The following is an 18690-nucleotide window of genomic DNA, read 5'->3' as shown; positions in this document are numbered from 1 at the left end:
CATGGCCTCGCGTGCAACCAAGATCGACGAGCTCGCGGCCACGGCGGGTGGGGTCGCGGGTGGACTCGAACCCGACGACTCCGGCGCCTCGGGCGCGGAGGGGTTGAGTCTCGCCAAGTCGGCGTGGCGTCGGCTGCGGCGCAACCCGCTGTTCTTGATCGGTGCCACGATCATCGGGCTGTTCGTGCTGCTGGCGTTGCTGGCGCCGTGGCTGGCCCCGCACGACCCGGCGTTGCGGCTGTTGGAGGACCAGGTGTCCAACGCCCGCAACGAGATCCCGCCCGCGCAGGACGGGCACCCGCTGGGTGGTGACCAGTACGGTCGCGACCTGTTCTCGCGGATGCTGCTCGGGTCGCAGCAGACCCTGCTGGTGGCGTTGTTGGCCACGATCATCGGGCTCGGCGGTGGGCTGGTGCTCGGCACGCTCGCGGGCGCGTTCGGCGGCTGGGTCGACACCGTGGTGATGCGGGTCGTCGACGTGATGCTGTCGATCCCGTCGCTGCTGTTGGCGGTGTCGATCGGCGCGCTGTTCGTGTCGCAGACGCAGTTCTCGGTGATCCTCGCCGTCGCCATCGTGCAGGTGCCGATCTTCGCGCGGCTGCTACGCGGCACGATGCTGGCGATCCGGGAGAGCGACCACGTGCTCGCGGCCCGGGCCCTCGGCGTGAAGCGCGGGGCGATCGTGTTCCGGCACATCCTGCCGAACTCGCTGGGGCCCGTGATCGTGCAGTCCACGTTGGTGCTGGCGATCGCGATCCTCGACGCGGCGGCGCTGTCGTTCCTCGGCCTCGGCGCGGCGGACGACTCGACGCCCGAGTGGGGGCAGATGCTCGGCAACGCACAGGACTACTTCGACACGCAGCCGCACCTGGCCTTCTGGCCCGCGGCCTGCATCGTTGTGGTGGCACTGGGATTCACGCTCGTCGGCGAGTCGATGCGGGAAGCCCTCGATCCTCGGCAACGGCGGTGATGGCATGGCTCTGCTGGAAGTACGCGACCTCTCGGTGCAGTTCCACCGTAAGGGCGAGCAGCCGACCACGGCCGTCGACTCGATCTCCTTCGACGTCGAGCCGGGGCAGACCGTCGGTCTGGTGGGCGAGTCCGGTTGCGGCAAGTCGGTGACGTCGCTGGCGATCATGGGGTTGTTGCCCACGCGCAGCGCGCGGATCAGCGGCTCGGTGAAATTCGCGGGTGAGGAGCTGCTGACGCTCAGCCCGAAGCAGCTCGACGAACGTCGCGGTCGGGACCTGAGCATGGTGTTCCAGGACCCGCTGTCGTCGCTGAACCCCGTGGTGACCGTCGGCGTGCAGTTGACCGAGGTGCTGCTGCGACACCGTGACCTCACGCGCAAGCAGGCGAAGGCGGAGGCCGTCGACCTGCTCGGCCGGGTCGGTATCCCGGACCCGAAGCGGCGGGTGGACGAGTACCCGCACCAGCTCTCGGGCGGGATGCGGCAACGGGTGCTCATCGCCATCGCGCTGGCGTGCTCGCCGAAGCTGCTGATCGCCGACGAGCCGACCACGGCGCTCGACGTCACCATCCAGGCGCAGATCCTGACGTTGCTGCGGGAACTCGTGTCGGAGACCGGCACCGCGCTCATCATGATCACCCACGACCTGGGTGTCGTGGCGGGCCTGTGCGACCGGGTCAACGTCATGTACGGGGGACGGATCGTGGAACGCGCGCAGCGCCACGAGTTGTTCGCCGAACCCCGTCACCCGTACACGAACGGCCTGCTGGCCTCGATCCCGCGGCTCGACGCGCCGAGGGGCGAGAAGCTGGTGCCCGTGAAGGGCTCGGTGGCCGACAACATCCCGTGGACGAGCGGCTGCGCGTTCGCCCCGCGGTGTCCGAACCACGTCGAGGCGTGCTGGTCGAGCGCGCCCGAGCTGGTGTCCGACGGCCGTCGCGAGGGCGGGATGTTGCGGTGCCACAATCCGGTGGAGGTCACGGTGGCGGAGGGAGCACGATGACCGACGAGACGCCACGGACCACGGCCGAGTCGGGCCCCGGCGACGACCTGCTGGTGCTCGACGACGTCAAGGTGCACTTCCCGATCAAGCGCGGGTTGCTGCTCGACCGCACGGTCGGCTACGTCTACGCGGTGGACGGGGTGAGCCTGCGGGTCACCCGCGGGGAGACCTACGGACTCGTCGGTGAGTCGGGCTGCGGCAAGAGCACGCTCGGCCGCGCGGTGCTGCGACTGACCGATCCCACCGACGGCACCATCACCTTCGACGGCACCGACCTGTCGTCGCTCAAGGGCGAGGCGCTGCGGTCGATGCGCAAGCGGATGCAGATGGTGTTCCAGGACCCGCTGTCGAGCCTCGACCCACGCCAGTCGGTGGAGTCGTTGCTCGTCGAGGGCCTGCGGGCACACGGGCTCGACAAGGACCCCGCCGAGACGAGGGCGAAGCTCAAGGAGCTGCTCTCGGCGGTGGGGCTGCCGGAGTCGGCGCTGCGCAAGTACCCGCACGAGTTCTCGGGCGGCCAGCGGCAGCGCATCGGCATCGCGCGGGCGCTGGCGTTGCAGCCGGACCTCATCGTGGCCGACGAGCCCGTGTCCGCGTTGGACGTCTCGGTGCAGGCGCAGGTCATCAACCTGCTGAAGGACCTGCAGGAACAGTTCGGGCTCACCTACGTGGTGATCGCGCACGACCTCGCCGTCGTGCGGCACATCTCCGACCGGATCGGCGTGATGTACCTCGGCTCGCTGGTCGAGGAGTCCGATGCGGACAGTCTGTACGCCGAGCCGCTGCACCCGTACACGAAGGCGTTGCTGTCGGCCATCCCGGTGCCGGACCCGGTGGTGGAGGACAGCCGGGAGCAGATCCTGCTCTCCGGCGACCTCCCGTCACCGGCGAACCCGCCCACCGGCTGCCGCTTCCACACGCGGTGCCCGTGGCGGCAGCAGACGCTGTGTGACACCGAGCGACCGGAGCTGCGCGAGGTGGGCGACGGGCACCGGGTGGCCTGCCACTACGCCGAGGACATCCTCGCGGGGCGCGTGTCCCCGCGTGCCGAGGCGGCGGAGGAGCCGGTGTCGGCCTGACCGTGTGACCGTCGTGGTCGGCGGGGAAGCGATCCCAACAGGACCCCGCCGACCACGACCACGGAGGCCGCGATCTCGACGGGTGTGGGGCGCTCGTCGAGCACGAGGAACGCGAGCGTGAGTCCCACGACGGGCACCAGCAGCGAGAAGGGTGCGACCGTGCTCGCCGGGTTGCGGCGCATGAGCGTGGTCCAGATTCCCGAGCCCACGACGGTGCCGAGGACGACGACGTAGGCGAGACCCGCGAGTGCGAGCCAGGCGTCACCGGCCAGTGCCGTCGACACCGCTGTCCACTGCGCCCGCGGTCCCTCGAACACCAGGGACAGCGCGAACATCGGAAGCGGCGGGACCACCGATGACCACAGCGTGAAGTGCAGCGGGTTGGGTGCCTCCGCCTTGCGGGCGCACAGGTTCCCGACCGCCCAGCTCAGCGCACCGAGCAGGGTCAGGATCACCGGCAGGAGGGCGGCGTGCTCGGCGCGTTGCCACGCGATGGCGGCCATGCCGAGGACCGCGACGGTGATGCCCACGACCTGCCGCCCGCTCAGCTTCTCCCGCAGCAACACCGCGCCGAGCACCACGGTGAACGGCGCCGAGGCCTGCAACACCAGTGAGGCCAGTCCGGTCGGCATCCCGGTGTCCATGCCGACGAACAGGAACGCGAACTGCAGCGTGCCGAAGCCCAGTCCGTATCCGACGAGCCAGCGCAGCTTCACCCGGGGCCGGGGAACCAGGAGGATCGTGGGCACGGCGACCAGGAGAAACCGGATCGCCCCCGCGAGCAATGGCGGGAAATGGGTGAGCATCGCGTGGATGGCGAGGAAGTTGCAGCCCCAGAGCAGGGCAGTGAGCACGGCGAGCAGGCGGTCGAGGCGTGGCACGTCTTCAGGATCTACCCAGGCACTGTGAAGCACCAGCGAGTTTGTTTTCACCGAGTATGAAGTGAAGCTTCACGATTCGTGCTTCGATGCGGTTGTGGACGTCACGAGACTTCGAACGCTGCGCGAGTTCGCCGACCGCGGCAGCGTGACCGCGGCGGCGGAGGCGTTGCACTGCACCCCGTCGGCGGTGTCCCAGCAGCTACGGGCACTCGCGCGGGAGGTCGGGGTGCCGTTGACGGAGCCGTCCGGACGCGGACTGCGGCTGACCGACGCCGGTCGTGCGCTGGTGGCGCGTGCCGACGAGGTTCTCGCCGCCGTGGAACGGGCGGAGGCCGAACTCGACGCCTACCGTCGGGTGCCGCGGGGCCGGGTCCGCGTGGCGGTGTTCCCGTCGGCGGGGCTGTTGCTGCTTCCCGGGCTGCTCGACCGGGTCGCGGCGCACGCCGGGCTGGACGTCGAGGTGCGCGACGTGGACATGACCCCGGCCGAGGTGCCGCGGTTGGTCGCCGACTTCGACGTGGTAGTGACCCATCGCGACGAGCACGGCGAGCCGTTCCCCACCGACCGCCTGGACGTGGTGCCGTTGCTGCGCGAGCCGCTCGACGTGGCGTTGCCGTTCGGGCATCGACTGGCGAACCAGCGGCGCATCGAGCCGCACGAGCTGGCCGACGAGCCGTGGATCGGTGTGGACGTGGGGTTTCCCGTGGACGACGTATTGCGGTCGCTGGCCGTGCGTACGGGGGTGCGGCCTCGCGTGGTGCACCGCATCAACGACTTCCGCATCACCGAGGCTCTGGTGGCGGCGGGTCACGGCATCGCGCTGTTGCCGCGTCACACCATGGACACGCGCCGCGTGCTGCGCCGCGAGCTGTCCGGGATCAGGGCTGCTCGCCACGTGGAGGCGGTGCTGCGACCCGGTGCGGCCACGCGTCCCGCCGTGGCGGCGGTGCTCGCCGCGCTGCGCGCCGAGGCCAACCGGGTGGCGTGACGCGGTTCAGCGGTGCGCGTCGGCGGTCGAAACTCTGCCGGTAGGTGGCAGGGTTCGCGGGCACCGTGAAGGCATGAACGAACTGACAGGCAAGGTCGCACTCGTCGCCGGTGGCACACGGGGTGCGAGCCGGGCGATCGCGGTGGAGTTGGCGCGGGCGGGGGCCTTCGTCTACGTCACGGGGCGCACGTCCGGCGAGCACCGGTCGGAGGTCGGCAGGCCCGAGACGATCGAGGGCACCGTCGAGCTGATCGAGCAGGCGGGCGGCAGGGGCACCGCGATGCGGGTCGACCACCTCGAACCCGACCAGGTTCGCGCGTTGGCGGAGCGCGTCGAGGCCGATCACGGCAGGCTCGACATCCTCGTCGACGGCGTGTGGGGCGGTGACACGCATCTGGGCTGGGAGAAGCCTGTGTGGGAACACCCGCTGGACGCCAGTCTGCGCATGATCCGGCTGGGCATCGACGCCCATCTCATCACGGCGCACTCCCTGCTGCCGCTGGTGCTGAAGCAGCCCGGGGGACTCGTGGTCGAGCTGACCGACGGAACGGCCGAGCACAACGCGAAGTACCGGGAGGGCACCACGCTCGCGTTCTACGTGGCCAAGGCGTCGGCGCACACGCTCGCGATCGGTGAGGCGGCGGAGACGGCGAAGTACGGCTGCACGGCCGTCGCGTTCACCCCGGGTTGGCTTCGGTCGGAGGCGATGCTCGACGAGTTCGGTGTCACGGAGGAGAACTGGCGGGACGCGCTGGCCGAGCAGCCGCACTTCTGCATCTCCGAGACGCCGACGTTCGTGGGCCGCACGGTCGCGGCCCTGGCGGCCGATCCCGAGAAGTCGCGGTTCTCGGGGCAGACGCTCAACAGCGGCCAGCTCGCGAAGCTCTACGAGATCGACGACGTGGACGGCAGTCGGCCCGACGGGTGGCGGTACATCGAGGAGGTGGAGCAGCAGGGCAAGCCCGCCGACCCGACCGGTTACCGCTGAGGTCGGTGACGTGACCGGCACGGCGGCCATGGTGGCCTCCGCCGTGCCGGGTTCCGGCGGTGACGCGGATCAGCCGCCGTGGCGCTCGGCGATCCGTCGGGCCACGGCGGCGAACTCTTGGCGTACCGATGCGGGTTCGAGGACCTCCACCTCGGTGCCGAGCGCGAGGAGCTGCCCCACCGCGACGTCGGGTGCCTCGAATTCGACGACGGCCTCGGTCCAGCCGTCGGTGGTGGGGCGAGCGCCGTCGAGCGCCGCCGCGGCGAGCTCGGCGTCCAGCACGGTCGCCAACGCCCGAACCCCGGCCGGGCTCAGCTTCACCCGCACCGGGAGCCGACGCAGCGAGCGTTCGAACCGTGCCGACGACTCCGCCCACCACCGGGCGAGGTCGAAGTCCTCCGGGCGTTCGGTGCGTTCGGTCAGCGGTTCGACGTTCGTCATGCGCGCGACGCGGTAGGTGCGGATCGACTTCTCGACCCGCGCCACGAGGTACCACACCCCGGCCTTGAGGACGAGTCCGAGCGGGTCGAGCGTGCGTTCGACCTCGCGCTCCGCGCCGCTGGGGCGATAGCGCACCCGTAGCCGCGTCTCCTCCCACACTGCCTTCGCCAGCTCGGCGAGGTGAGCGGTGTCCTCGGCGGGGCGGAACCAGCGAGGAGCGTCGAGATGGAAGCGTTGCGCCACTTGTCGGGCCTGGTCCCGCAACGGAGCGGGCAATGTGGCGGTCACCTTGGCGTGCGCGCCGGCGACCGCCGCGCCGAGCCCGAGTTCGGCCAACGCCCGCGGCGCGCCCATCGCGAAGAGCGCCACTGCCTCCCGGGCCGTCAGCCCGTCCAGCCGGGTGCGCCACCCCTCGACCAGTCGCACACCGCCGTAGCGTCCGGTTTCCGTCCACAAGGGAACGCCCGCGGCCTGGAGTGCCGCGAGGTCCCGGTGCATGGTGCGTGGCGACACCCCGAGCGCCTGCGCCAGTTCGGCCACCGTCGCGCTGCGTCGGCTCTGCAAGGTGAACAGCAGGGCCACCAGACGTTCGGCTCGCACCCCGCCATCATGCCCGGGCGGAGGCGGTCGCGGCGCGCCGGATCATCGCCGTGATCACCACGGCCACCGTCAGCGCCACGGTGGCCGAGACCACGACCCCGAGTCGGGACTGCTCGGCCAGTGTGCCGCCCAGGTAGCCGAGTCCACCCGCGTACGCGCACCACAACGGCACGCCGATCAGGGAGGCGGACACGAACCGCGAGCCGGACCAACGCAGGGACCCCGCCAACAGGGCGCCCACGGTGCCGCCTGCGGGCAACCAGCGCGCGAGAACGAGGATCGGCACGCCCCGCCGGTCCAGGTGACGGCCGATCCAGTGGGCGCTGACGTCGGCGGAGCGCCGGGTCCGCAACCGGTCGAGCAGGCGAGCGCCGCCGAGCCTGCCCACGAGGTACAGCCCGAGGTCGCTGATGAGGCAGCCCGCCACCGCCACCGCCACCACCAGCAAGAAGGGGTCGCCACCGTGTGCGGCGGCGACCCCCATGCCGATGAGCGCGACCTCCGTCGGTATCAACGGCACGACGGAGACGGCGAAGAGGATCAGCAGCGAGACGTCGTCCACGCCACCATCCAACGCCGTGACGGTCGAGAAGTCCTCAACCGCACCGTCGCGCCGTGATCACGGCCTCACCGGTGGGCGCGGTTGACTGCCGAGACGACGGCCCGCAGCGAGGCGGTGATGATCGAGTGATCGATGCCCACACCCCAGAACACCCTGTCCTCGATGGCGCACTCGATGTACGAGGCGGCCTTCGAGTCGTCTCCGGGGGTCAGCGTGTGCTCGCTGTAGTCCATGAGCCGCAGGTCGAAGCCCACCGTGGCCAGCGCGTCGAAGAACGCCGCGATCGGTCCGTTGCCCCGGCCGACGACCTCCTGCTCCTCGCCGTCGAGCCGGATGGTGGCGGTCAGCTCGTAGTCCCCGTTGGCGACCACGTGCTGGCTGATCAGCTCCAGCGGAGCACTCGGCTCCAGGTACTCGCCGGAGAACGCGTCCCACATCGTCTGCGGGTCCACCTCGCCGCCCTCGGTGTCGGTGTACCGCTGGATGATCTTCGAGAACTCGATCTGCAGGCGTCGCGGCAGGTCGAGCTGGTGCTCGGTCTTCATGATGTAGGCGATGCCGCCCTTGCCCGACTGCGAGTTCACGCGGATGACGGCCTCGTAGGTGCGGCCGACGTCCTTCGGGTCGATCGGCAGGTACGGGACCTCCCACGGGTGCTCGTCCACCGGGACTCCCGCCTTGTCGGCGGCGTCGCGCAGCGCGTCCAGCCCCTTGTTGATGGCGTCCTGGTGGCTGCCGGAGAACGCGGTGAACACCAGGTCACCGGCCCATGGGCTGCGCTCGTGTACGGGAAGCTGGTTGCAGTACTCGACGGTGCGCTTGATCTCGTCGAGGTCGGAGAAGTCCAGTTGCGGGTCGATGCCCTGGCTGAACAGGTTCATGCCCAGCGCCACCAGGTCGACGTTGCCGGTGCGCTCGCCGTTGCCGAACAGGCACCCCTCGATGCGGTCGGCGCCCGCCTGGTAGCCGAGTTCGGCGGCGGCGATGCCGGTGCCGCGGTCGTTGTGCGGGTGCAGCGACAGGATCACCGAGTCACGCCGTTCGAGGTTGCGGTGCATCCACTCGATGGAGTCTGCGTAGACGTTCGGGGTCGCCATCTCGACCGTGGCAGGCAGGTTGAGGATCACCGGCTTGTCCGGGGTGGGCTGCCAGATCTCGGTCACCGCGTTGCACACCTCGGCGGCGTACGACAGCTCCGTGCCCGTGTACGACTCGGGGGAGTACTGGAAGCGGAAGTCCGTGTCGGAGTACTTGGCCGCGTACTCGGTGACCAGCTCGGCGGCCTGCGTGGCGATCTTCTTGACGCCCTCGCGCTCCTCGCGGAACACGACGCGGCGCTGCAGGATCGACGTGGAGTTGTAGATGTGCACGATGGCGCGCGGTGCGCCCTCCAGCGCCTGGAACGTGCGCTCGATCAGCTCGGGGCGGCACTGGACCAGTACCTGGATGCGGACGTCCTCCGGGATCGCCCCGTCCTCGATGATCTCGCGGACGAAGTCGAAGTCGGTCTGGCTCGCGGCGGGGAAGCCGACCTCGATCTCCTTGAAGCCCATGCGGACGAGCAGGTCGAAGAACTTCCGCTTGCGGGCGGGCGACATCGGGTCGATCAGTGCCTGGTTGCCGTCACGCAGGTCGACGGCACACCACAGCGGGGCGTGGTCGATGCGCTTGTCCGGCCACGTGCGGTCGGGCAGCGAGATGTCCTCGACCAGCCGGTGCCACGGCCGGTAGCGGTGGAACGGCATGGAGCTGCCGCGCTGGGGATTCCACGCCGGTTGGTCGGCGGGTGCGGGCCGGGAAGGCTTGCGAATGCGGCTGGCGGGGGCGATGGGCTCCGGGGTGGAGGACGTGCTCATGGGGCTCCTTCGAGAGAAACGGCTGGTGACGACCGGCGCTGGCGGCGTGTCGAGAACACCAGGAATCCCCGCGACGGGGAGCCGGTCAGATCAGGCCCCGTCGCGGCAGCGAAGGAGAAGGAGCGCGAACGCCACGGGGTCAGCTTAGACACCGCGTCGGGAGAACGACATCCGGGGGCGTGTCCGAACCGTTATTCGGCGGCGACCGAAGCGGTTACTCGCGCGTAGATTCCGGCGGATGTCGCATGCCACACTGCTGCACATGGGTGCACATCACATCGACGACGACGTGCGGGAGAGCGGTGGCGAGACACCGGCGGAGTCGTCGTCCACCCGCACCGTCGATTGGGGTGCGGTGCGAGGCAGGGTCGTTCGGGGACTGGCGGGGCTCGTCCGTTGGGTGGGGCTCGCCTGCGCCACGGTGCTCGTCCTCCACGTCCTGTTCGTGGTGGGTGAGGGCAACCCGGACAACGGCATCGTGTCGTTCGTCGCCGACGCCGCCGACGCCGTCTCGCTCGGGTTCGAGGACCTGTTCCTGCCCGACGACCCGAAGCTGACGGTGCTCGTCAACTTCGGACTCGCGGCGCTGTTCTGGCTGGTCGTGTCGTCGGTGGGGGCGAAACTCGTCCGCCGCGTCGGTGGCGAGGACGTCTGACGGCCGCTGCGGTACGCAAGGCCCTGCGCGACCGGATCAGGACAACCGGCCCACGGGGGCCACGGGCCCTCGCATAATGTCCCCCACACAGCCGAACACGCTGCAGGGAGAGATGTCATGTCGGCCCAGATGGACGAGTTGATCGCCCAGTTCTCGAAGTTCCAGTCGAAGCTCCGCGAGGCGGAGGCGCGCTTCGAGGGGGTCGGCGAGATGCAGCAACAGATCGCCGAGATCCGGCACGCGGTGACCTCGCCCGACGGCACCGTGACGGTGGTCGCGGGCGCGTCCGGGTCGGTCACGGATCTCACGCTGTCGCCGTCCGCGATGCGAATGGACCACACGCAGCTCGCGTCGACGATCCTGTCGACGCTGCGTCAGGCCGTCGCGGGTGCCGTGCAGCAGCAGGCCGGGATCGTGGACGACACCTTCGGCGACGCGTTCGGTCTGAACACCTCGGAGCAGATCCGGCAGGCGCAGGCCGAGGCGTTCGGCACCGGCGATCAGGACACGGCCGAGCAGGCTCCGCAGGCGTCGAGGCCGAGCCGGTCCCGTCCCGACGACGACTACTTCGAGGACCAGGGCTCGATCCTTCGCCGCTGACGTCGGCCTCCGGACGAGCCGTGGCCCAGCGAGACCGGCGCACCGCTGACCTGGCGCCGTCCGACGCCAGGCGGCGGGCCGTGCGGAAACGGCGAACCCGAGGGCTGACCCGGGCGAGCGGCCCGGGCGGTCGCCGCACTCAGAACGCCGGGGTGCCCCAGTCGCGCAGTGCGAACTCGTCCAGCGGGACCCGCACGCGGGGAGCGTTCTCGCGCTCGACGTCGCGGTCCGTGCCCAGCACCTCCGGCTCGGCGCGGACGCCCACCGCGATGGCGACGAGCGGCTCGACACCGTCGGGCAGGTCGAACACCTGTCGGGCGGCGTCGGCGTCGAAGCCCGCCATCTGCCGCGCCGCGAGACCCTCGGCGACGGCCTGGAGCACGAGGTTCTCGCTCGCGAGCCCGAGGCCGTACTCGGCGTAGGGCACGTCGCCCTTGTCGTTGCGCGTCACCGCGCAACCCAGCAGCAGCACACCGGCGCGGTGTGCCCACTGCCGGTTGCCTTCGGCCAGCACGTCGAGGATGCGCTTGTACGTGTCGTCACCGCGCACACCCACCAGGTAACGGGCCGGTTGGGTGTTGCCGAACGACGGGGCCCAGCGCGCGGCTTCCAGCAGTGCGCGCAACTGCGTCTCGCTCACGTCCGCCTCGGCGTCCAACGCGCGAGGGCTCCATCGGCGGGCGATGATGTCGTGGATCCCGACGCTGGTCAGGGCTCGCTTGTCACTCACGGCGGTCGAGTATGCCAGCCACAGAAAATGCAGGTCGGGCAGTGGTCGGCGCCACACAATCGGGTAAAGGGAAGATGAGCCACCGGTAGTCTGATGTCTCGAAGCGACCCGCACGCGCTGACGTCGAGACCGGATCGGCGGCAGGCGCGGCATGCGAGGAGGTACGAGGCAGTGGCCCTCGTAGTCCAGAAGTACGGTGGTTCGTCGCTGGAGAGCGCTGACCGGATCAAGCGTGTGGCGGAGCGGATCGTCGCCACGAAGAAAGCAGGAAATCACGTCGTGGTCGTGTGCTCGGCGATGGGCGACACGACCGACGAGCTGCTCGACCTCGCTCAGGAGGTCAACCCCGTTCCGCCGGAGCGCGAGATGGACATGCTGCTCACGGCGGGGGAGCGCATCTCGAACGCCCTCGTGGCGATGGCGATCTCGGCACTCGGAGCGGAGGCCTGGTCGTTCACGGGCTCGCAGGCCGGTGTGGTGACCACGTCCGTGCACGGCAACGCCCGCATCATCGACGTCACCCCGTCGCGGGTGACCGAGGCCCTGGAGCAGGGGTACATCGCTCTGGTGGCCGGGTTCCAGGGCGTCGCGCAGGACACGAAGGACATCACCACGCTCGGCCGTGGTGGCTCCGACACGACCGCGGTGGCGGTCGCGGCGGCGCTGAACGCCGACGTCTGCGAGATCTATTCCGATGTGGACGGCGTGTACTCGGCCGACCCGCGCATCGTCTCCGACGCCCGCAAACTGGACACGATCCCGTACGAGGAGATGCTGGAACTCGCCGCGAGCGGTTCCAAGATCCTCCACCTGAGGTCGGTGGAGTACGCCCGCCGGTACGGGGTGCCGATCCGAGTCCGTTCTTCCTACAGTGACAAGCCGGGCACCACGGTGACCGGTTCGATTGAGGAGATCCCCGTGGAACAAGCGCTGATCACCGGTGTCGCCCACGACCGGTCCGAGGCGAAGATCACCGTCACCGGTGTGCCCGACCATGCCGGAGCCGCCGCCCGCATCTTCCGTGCCGTGGCCGACGCGGAGATCGACATCGACATGGTGTTGCAGAACATCTCCAACACCACCGGCCGCACGGACATCACCTTCACGCTCTCGAAGTCCAACGGGCCGAAGGCGGTCAGCGAGCTCGAGAAGATCAAGGAGGAGCTGGACTTCACCGCCGTCCTCTACGACGACCACGTGGGCAAGGTCTCCCTCGTCGGAGCGGGCATGCGCTCGCACCCGGGTGTGACGGCGACGTTCTGCGAGGCGCTGGCCAAGGCCGGAGTCAACATCGAGATCATCAACACGTCGGAGATCCGCATCTCGGTGCTGATCCGGGACGAGCAGCTCGACGACGCGGTGCGCGCCATCCACGAGGCTTTCGATCTCGGTGGCGACGAGGAAGCCGTCGTCTACGCGGGGAGTGGTCGCTGATGGCCGGCGCAGAGGGCGTGCGGATCGGCGTCGTCGGCGCCACCGGCCAGGTGGGTGGCGTGATGCGCGCGTTGCTGGAAGCCAGCGACCTGCCCGTGACGCAGATGCGGTACTTCGCGTCGTCGCGGTCGGCGGGCACCACGCTGCCGTGGCGGGGCGAGCAGATCGAGGTCGAGGACGCGGCCACCGCCGATCCGTCCGGGTTGGACATCGCGTTGTTCTCCGCGGGCGGGGCGACGTCCAAGGCGCAGGCGCCGCGGTTCGCCGAGGCGGGCGCGACCGTGATCGACAACTCGTCCGCGTGGCGACTCGACCCGGACGTGCCTCTCGTGGTGAGCGAGGTGAACCCGCACGCGCTGAAGGAAGCGCGCAAGGGCATCGTCGCCAACCCGAACTGCACCACGATGGCCGCCATGCCGGTGCTCAAGCCGCTGCACGACGAGGCCGGGCTGCGGCGGCTGGTGGTCAGCAGCTACCAGGCCGTGTCGGGCAGTGGACTGGCCGGCGTGCGGGAGTTGGCGTCGCAGGTCCGAGCCGCGGGTGACCAGGCCACCGAGCTGACCTACGACGGCTCGGCCGTCGACCTCGGTGAACCCGACAAGTACGTGCGGCCGATCGCCTTCAACGTGCTGCCGATGGCCGGGTCGATCGTGGACGACGGTTCGTGGGAGACCGACGAGGAGCAGAAGCTCCGCAACGAGAGCCGCAAGATCCTCGACATCCCTGAGCTGCGGGTGTCCGGGACGTGCGTGCGGGTCCCGGTCTTCACCGGGCACGCGCTGTCGATCAACGCCGAGTTCGAGCGGCCCCTGTCGGTCGAGACCGCGACGCGGTTGCTGTCCTCGGCTCCGGGGGTGCGGCTGTCCGACGTGCCCACGCCGCTGGAGGCTGCGGGCAAGGACCCGTCGTACGTCGGCCGCATCCGGGTCGATCCCGGTGTCGACGGTGGCCGGGGCCTGGCGCTGTTCGTCGCCGGTGACAACCTGCGCAAGGGTGCGGCGCTGAACGCCGTGCAGCTCGCGGAGCTCGTCGCCCGGTCCTGAGTCGTGTCGACGTGCCCCGGCGGCCGACGTGTCGACGTCGCCGCCGGGGCACTGTCGTGTCTGGGACCGAGCGTCGGTATGCGAACTGCTACCCCGGGTAGTCGGTCGCCGGTAGGTTGAGTGCCATGCGATTGACGGGTGGTGGGACGGCGGCGGTCGTAGCGGTGTTGGCAGGCGTGATGTTGGCGGGCTGCGACGAGGTGACCTCGGCCGTGGAGGGCGTCGAGTCGGCGGGCGACAAGGCGAAGGTGTGCACGGAGGCGTTGCGGATCATCGATCTGAACGTCGACGTCAGCCCGGAGAGTGTGGCGGCGGGTGCCGAGGAGAAGGCACGCGAACTGCGGGAACTCGCCGAGCAGGTCGCCGACCAGCCGGTGCGTGACACGCTCTTCGACCTGGCCAACGGGTATCTCGAACTGGAGCAACGGAAGTACGAGCACCTCGGCAACTTCTCGGCCTGGCTCGAACGCAACCTGGACAACCTCGGAGAGCTGCGGGAGGCGTGCTTCTAGGCCGGTTGCGGTGCGCTCGGCGTGCGGGGTGACCGCTGCCGGGCCCGCGCCGACAACAGGGCACCCACCGCGGCGAAGCACAGCCCGCCCGCGGCGGAGGCGACGAATCCCCAGCCCGCGGCCGCGCGGTCGAGCACGAACCCGATGACGGGACTGCCGAGGCCGAGCCCCAGCCGCGTCGCGGAGTCCTGCAGTCCCATGGCGACGCCGCGCACGGTGTGGGGAACCTGTTCGCTCACGGTCTCCGCCGTGGCCGCCAGCGTCGGGGCGCACAGGACGTTGGCGGGTATCAGCGCGAGCAGGAGCACCCACCAGGTGTCGGTGGCCAGGCCCACGGGCGCCGTCAGCACCGTGAGCAGCACCATCAGCGTGAGCTGGCTCAGGGCGCGTCGGGCGGCACCGTGTGCGAGTCCGCCGAGCAGTGAGGTCACGCCCATGCCCGCGAGCACCACACCGGTCCACGCCACGTCGCCGGAAGCCCGCAGGGCCGCGATGGCCGACAGCTCGGTGCCCATGAGGACGAACGCGGCTCCCATCGCGATGGTGAGCGCGGCGACGAATCGCAGGGAAACCCAGGCTCGCAGCGTGGGGACCGTTTCCCGGGTGGACCGCGACTCGTCGGGCGAACGAACGGGCGGGTCGAGGAACCACAGTGCCAGCGACACCACCCCGAACGTCACGCCGACGCCGGTGAGTGTCACCGACGTCGAGTAGCGAGTGCTGACGAAGATCGCCAGCACGGGGCCGAGCATGTACGACAGCTCGATCAGCACCTGGTCGAGGGAGAATGCCGTCCTGCGTCGGTCGACGGGTACGAGCGCGCTGATCACCTGTCGGGAGATCGATCCGGCCGGGACCACGAGCATGCCCGCGGGGAAGGCGGCCACGAGCAGCACCTCGTAGGGCAGGTGCGCGGCGGCCAGCCAGTAGACACACGACACGAGACCGCAGACGGCGATCACCGGACGCAGGCCGAGGCGGTCGATGGCCCTCCCGACCGTCGGAGCACCGACGGCCGTGCCGAACAGGGTCGCGGTGCCGACCAGTCCTGCCGCGCCGTATCCCCGACCGAGTTCGCTCACCACGTGCAAGGTCGTCACGACGCTCGTCGAGATGATCGGTATCCGCAACAGCAGCATCAGCGCCAGTGACGTCGGAAGACCCCGGATGCGCAGAACGTGCAGATACGGTCGAAGCCCCACGACGACGACGCAACCCCACGACGCCCCGTGGAGCAAGCCATTTTCGTGTGGCGTCGGTCCTGCTCAGTCGACCACGGTCACGCCGAGCGCCTGGGCGAAGGCGGGTGCGAGTGCCGTGAGCTGGGCGGTGTCGATGACGAGGCCGGTCAGTGAACTCGGGCCGAGCCGCAGGTGCAGGTCGTCGGCCTCCCGTAGGTCGACCCGGTCCATGGTGGCGTCGTCGAGCCCGACGTTGCGCAGCGTCGAGCCGGGGAAGCGCACCCGTGTCAGGGTCGCGCCGCCGAAGTCGACCTCGTCCAGCGTGCAGTCGGCGAACACGACGTCGGTGATCCTGCTGCCGCGGAGGTTGACGGAAGCGAGTTTGCAGCCGTGGAAGGTGACCCGGCGCAGCGTGCTGTCGTAGGCCAGGCCGCCCGCGACAACGCTGTTGACCAGCTCGGCGTCGAACCACGAGCTGGTGGTGATGTCCGTGCCGACGAGCCGGCACCCGGTCAGCCGGACGTCGGTGAACCGCGACCGGGGCAACCGTGCGGTGCCGAACTCGACCGACGAGAACGCGCACTCGGAGAATGCCGAGGCCGGGGCATCCGTGGCGGACAGGTCCACGCCCGTCACGTGTGCCCTGTCGAGGTCGGTCGAGTCGTCGAACGGCTCGGTCACCGGCACGAGGTGACGGCGGTAGGGCAGGTCCGACAGCGCACGCGGAACGGGGCGAGAGGTCACGGCCCCGCATTCTGCCGAACGTGCGGGCGCCGGAGCGGAATCCGGCACCGCGACGGTGCCGCTCCCGCCCGTGCGCGTCACTCGGCTGCCGGCCTGCTGAGCCCGACCTTCAGCGCGCCTGCGGCCTCGGCCAGTGCCTCCCGGAACCGTCGACCGACCCCGAGGAAGTTGGCGTAGCCGTGGATGAGGTCCGACTGGCGGGACAGGGCGACGGGAACACCGGCGTCGGCGAGCCGGGCGGCGTAGGCCTCACCCTCGTCGCGCAGCGGGTCGAAGCCGGCCGTCGCGACGTAGGCCGGGGGCAGCCCGGAGACGTCGTCGGCGAGCAGCGGGGACAGCGTGGGGTCCGACCGGTCGACGCCCTCGGGGGCGTAGTGGTCGATGAACCACGTCATGTGCTCGTCGGTGAGGAAGAAGCCGTCGGAGAACAGGTCACGCGAGCGTCGCCGCCGAGTCGCGTCGACGCCGGGGTAGAGCAGCAGTTGGAAGGCCGGGGCCGGGCCACCGCGCCGGGTCGCCACCTGCGCGGTCACGGCGGCGAGGTTGCCGCCCGCGCTGTCGCCGCCCACGGCGATCCGGCGCGGATCGGCGCCGAGATCACCGGCCTTGGCGTGGGCGAAGTCGAACGCCGTGAGCGCGTCCTCCTGCGCCGCGGGGAAGGGATGCTCGGGGGCGAGTCGGTACTCGACGGAGAGCACGCGCACCCCGGCGTACTTGGCGAAGAAGCGAGCCGTGTTGTCGTGGCTGCGTCGCGACCCGACCACCCAGCCGCCGCCGTGGTAGAAGACGAGCAGGCCGGAGTCGGACGGTGCTTCTTCCGGCGTGTAGAGGGTCGCCGGGATCTCCCCGTGCGGGGCGGGAATGGTGACTTCGCGCGTGAGCACCGGTTGAATCGGTGGTCCACTCACCAGGTGGCGGGAGACGTCCAGGGCCTTGCGGGACGACTCGACGGTGCCCCGCACAAGCGCGGCCCCGCTCAGCCGTTGCAGTCGCAGCAGCAGCTGTGCGTCGAGGGCGAGTTCCTGACCGTCGATCCGGACGGGCCTGCCCGCCAGCAGCCGGCGGAGCGGTCGCGGTAGGCCGTACACCAGCCGCGCGCCGGCGGCTTGGACACGGATGTGGGCTGGTAGCACCATGATCGCCTCCGTGGCTCGATTCGCACGCGACGCTCAGGCTACTCAGCAGTAGATTGTTGGACCAGCCCCGGCCGAGGTGTGACGGAGTTCCCTTCTCACGAGCTGGACCTCTACCGAAGTCGAACGTCTAGCCTCGGAGTCGTGACAGCGACACGCGCGATCAAGGTGCTCGGGCTCGGCGGGTCCCTGCGCAACGGCTCGCAGTCCGAGCGAGCGTTGCGCATCGCCCTGGCCGGCGCCGAGGAACGGGGAGCGACCACGACCGCTCTCACCGGAGAAGCCCTGCAACTGCCGTTCTACGACGCCGGGGTGCCCGACCGCACCGCCGAGGCGAGGGAGCTCGTCGAGGCCGTCCGCGAGGCCGACGGCGTGATCGTCGTGTCGCCCGGTTACCACGGTGCGCTCTCCGGTCTCGTCAAGAACGCGCTCGACTACGTCGAGGACCTGCGCGACGACACCCGCCCCTATCTGCACGGCCGCGCCGTGGGGCTCATCGCCGTCGCACACGGCTGGCAGGCGGCCGTCACCACGCTGAACCAGATGCGCACCATCGCGCACGCGTTGCGGGGCTGGCCGACTCCGTTCGGTGCCGCCGTGAACAGTGCCGAGGTGAAGTTCGACGAGACCGGCGGAGCGTCCGAGGAGCGGATCGAACGCAACCTTCGGCTCGTCGGCCGCCAGGTCGCCGAGTTCGCCGCCGCTCAGCTCGCCGCGGGTTTCGGTGATGCCCCGATCGGGTAACCCTGCGTCAAGCGACAGTGCAGGGAGGACACCACGATGGCGCACTCGCCGATCAAGAGCCCGCTCAAGGAGAGCGACAAGGAGCTGACCGCAGGCGTCCTGCAGTCGGCCCTCGTCGACCTGATCGATCTGAGCCTCATCGCCAAGCAAGCGCACTGGAATGTCGTCGGTAGGAACTTCCGCAGCGTGCACCTCCAGCTCGACGAGCTCACCGAGGCGGTCCGGGAATTCGTCGACGACGTCGCCGAACGGGCCAACGCGATCGGTGTCTCGCCGAACGGCAAGGCCAAGACGGTGGTGGAGAACTCCGGACTGCCTGAGTACCCGGACAACTGGCAGAGCTCGGACATGACGGTCGACCGGATCGTCGAGATCCTGGACCGGCTGATCCAACGGATGCGGGTCCGGATCGACGAGACCGACAAGAGTGACCTCGTCACCCAGGATCTGCTGATCACGATCACCCAGGAGCTGGAGAAGCAACACTGGATGTGGCAGGCGCAGAAGGCCTGACATCGCGCACCGAAGGGCCACCTCCCCGGGTCG

20 protein-coding genes are annotated in these 18690 nt (G+C 70.0%); 12 read left to right on the top strand and 8 right to left on the bottom strand.

Features of this window, described 5'->3' with window-relative positions; genetic code table 11:
* The first annotated feature begins 1 nt into the window (after position 1).
* From JAV51_RS17405 to JAV51_RS17395, 3 genes are read left to right on the top strand one after another with little or no spacing between them, the layout of a single operon-like run.
* A complete protein-coding gene (locus tag JAV51_RS17405; RefSeq protein WP_197321811.1) occupies positions 2-970 on the top strand; it encodes an ABC transporter permease in 969 nt (322 codons plus the stop codon).
* A 4-nt stretch (positions 971-974) separates the two neighbouring features.
* The gene (locus JAV51_RS17400; RefSeq protein ID WP_197321810.1) at positions 975-1973 is read left to right on the top strand and encodes an ABC transporter ATP-binding protein; all 999 of its coding nucleotides are present in this window, start codon (positions 975-977) and stop codon (positions 1971-1973) included.
* Positions 1970-3052, top strand: a complete 1083-nt coding sequence (locus JAV51_RS17395) for an ABC transporter ATP-binding protein (protein ID WP_197321809.1) — start codon at positions 1970-1972, stop codon at positions 3050-3052. The genes JAV51_RS17400 and JAV51_RS17395 overlap by 4 nt, the downstream gene beginning before the upstream one ends.
* Here the strand turns inward: JAV51_RS17395 and JAV51_RS17390 are convergent.
* Positions 2980-3933 (bottom strand): EamA family transporter, encoded by a 954-nt coding sequence (locus JAV51_RS17390; protein ID WP_197321808.1) that lies wholly within the window; start codon positions 3931-3933, stop codon positions 2980-2982. The two genes, JAV51_RS17395 and JAV51_RS17390, sit on opposite strands and share 73 nt — an antisense overlap.
* A gap of 94 nt (positions 3934-4027) precedes the next feature.
* Here JAV51_RS17390 and JAV51_RS17385 point away from each other — a divergent pair, with 94 nt between their 5' ends.
* Both JAV51_RS17385 and JAV51_RS17380 read left to right on the top strand, forming a co-directional pair.
* Positions 4028-4921, top strand: a complete 894-nt coding sequence (locus JAV51_RS17385; RefSeq protein ID WP_197321807.1) for a LysR family transcriptional regulator — start codon at positions 4028-4030, stop codon at positions 4919-4921.
* A 73-nt stretch (positions 4922-4994) separates the two neighbouring features.
* Positions 4995-5909, top strand: a complete 915-nt coding sequence (locus tag JAV51_RS17380) for an SDR family oxidoreductase (protein WP_197321806.1) — start codon at positions 4995-4997, stop codon at positions 5907-5909.
* A 69-nt stretch (positions 5910-5978) separates the two neighbouring features.
* Here JAV51_RS17380 and JAV51_RS17375 read toward each other — a convergent pair whose 3' ends face one another.
* From JAV51_RS17375 to leuA, 3 genes are all read right to left on the bottom strand, one after another.
* Complete coding sequence (locus tag JAV51_RS17375) at positions 5979-6950, bottom strand: YafY family protein (protein ID WP_197321805.1); 972 nt, start codon at positions 6948-6950, stop codon at positions 5979-5981.
* Between the two features lie 7 nt (positions 6951-6957).
* Complete coding sequence (locus JAV51_RS17370) at positions 6958-7512, bottom strand: DedA family protein (RefSeq protein WP_197321804.1); 555 nt, start codon at positions 7510-7512, stop codon at positions 6958-6960.
* A gap of 65 nt (positions 7513-7577) precedes the next feature.
* Positions 7578-9368, bottom strand: coding sequence for a 2-isopropylmalate synthase (leuA, locus tag JAV51_RS17365; RefSeq protein ID WP_197321803.1), 1791 nt, complete (start codon positions 9366-9368; stop codon positions 7578-7580).
* A 262-nt stretch (positions 9369-9630) separates the two neighbouring features.
* Here leuA and JAV51_RS17360 point away from each other — a divergent pair, with 262 nt between their 5' ends.
* Together JAV51_RS17360 and JAV51_RS17355 are read left to right on the top strand one after the other, a co-directional pair.
* A complete protein-coding gene (locus JAV51_RS17360) occupies positions 9631-10023 on the top strand; it encodes a hypothetical protein (protein WP_197321802.1) in 393 nt (130 codons plus the stop codon).
* A 117-nt stretch (positions 10024-10140) separates the two neighbouring features.
* Complete coding sequence (locus JAV51_RS17355; RefSeq protein ID WP_197321801.1) at positions 10141-10623, top strand: YbaB/EbfC family nucleoid-associated protein; 483 nt, start codon at positions 10141-10143, stop codon at positions 10621-10623.
* 139 nt (positions 10624-10762) lie between these two features.
* Here the strand turns inward: JAV51_RS17355 and JAV51_RS17350 are convergent, their stop codons facing one another.
* On the bottom strand, positions 10763-11353 hold the full coding sequence (locus JAV51_RS17350; RefSeq protein WP_197321800.1) for a nitroreductase family protein: 591 nt from the start codon (positions 11351-11353) through the stop codon (positions 10763-10765).
* Positions 11354-11524: 171 nt separating this feature from the next.
* Here JAV51_RS17350 and JAV51_RS17345 point away from each other — a divergent pair, with 171 nt between their 5' ends.
* The 3 genes from JAV51_RS17345 (at position 11525) to JAV51_RS17335 (ending at position 14342) form a co-directional block, all read left to right on the top strand.
* Positions 11525-12787, top strand: a complete 1263-nt coding sequence (locus JAV51_RS17345) for an aspartate kinase (RefSeq protein WP_197321799.1) — start codon at positions 11525-11527, stop codon at positions 12785-12787.
* Positions 12787-13830, top strand: a complete 1044-nt coding sequence (locus JAV51_RS17340) for an aspartate-semialdehyde dehydrogenase (RefSeq protein WP_197321798.1) — start codon at positions 12787-12789, stop codon at positions 13828-13830. Before JAV51_RS17345 ends, JAV51_RS17340 begins: the two co-directional genes overlap by 1 nt.
* A 125-nt stretch (positions 13831-13955) precedes the next feature.
* A complete protein-coding gene (locus JAV51_RS17335; RefSeq protein ID WP_197321797.1) occupies positions 13956-14342 on the top strand; it encodes a hypothetical protein in 387 nt (128 codons plus the stop codon).
* Here JAV51_RS17335 and JAV51_RS17330 read toward each other — a convergent pair.
* The 3 genes from JAV51_RS17330 to JAV51_RS17320 all read right to left on the bottom strand — a co-directional run bounded on the left by JAV51_RS17330 (position 14339) and on the right by JAV51_RS17320 (position 17403).
* Positions 14339-15544: an MFS transporter gene (locus JAV51_RS17330; protein ID WP_197321796.1), complete on the bottom strand. Its 1206-nt coding sequence runs from the start codon at positions 15542-15544 to the stop codon at positions 14339-14341. The genes JAV51_RS17335 and JAV51_RS17330 overlap by 4 nt on opposite strands.
* Positions 15545-15607: 63 nt before the next feature.
* Positions 15608-16267: a pentapeptide repeat-containing protein gene (locus tag JAV51_RS17325; protein ID WP_197321795.1), complete on the bottom strand. Its 660-nt coding sequence runs from the start codon at positions 16265-16267 to the stop codon at positions 15608-15610.
* A gap of 77 nt (positions 16268-16344) precedes the next feature.
* Positions 16345-17403: an alpha/beta hydrolase gene (locus JAV51_RS17320; RefSeq protein WP_197321794.1), complete on the bottom strand. Its 1059-nt coding sequence runs from the start codon at positions 17401-17403 to the stop codon at positions 16345-16347.
* A gap of 141 nt (positions 17404-17544) precedes the next feature.
* Here JAV51_RS17320 and JAV51_RS17315 point away from each other — a divergent pair, with 141 nt between their 5' ends.
* Positions 17545-18144 carry an NADPH-dependent FMN reductase gene (locus tag JAV51_RS17315; RefSeq protein WP_197321793.1) on the top strand — a complete coding sequence of 200 codons (600 nt, stop codon included), beginning with the start codon at positions 17545-17547 and terminating at the stop codon, positions 18142-18144.
* 36 nt (positions 18145-18180) lie between these two features.
* On the top strand, positions 18181-18657 hold the full coding sequence (locus JAV51_RS17310) for a Dps family protein (protein ID WP_197321792.1): 477 nt from the start codon (positions 18181-18183) through the stop codon (positions 18655-18657).
* Positions 18658-18690 lie beyond the last annotated feature (33 nt).

Origin of the sequence: Saccharomonospora sp. NB11 (genome assembly GCF_015910535.1) — a bacterium.
Classification (GTDB): Bacteria; Actinomycetota; Actinomycetes; order Mycobacteriales; family Pseudonocardiaceae; genus Saccharomonospora.
This window is presented reverse-complemented; position numbering and strand designations above follow the sequence as displayed.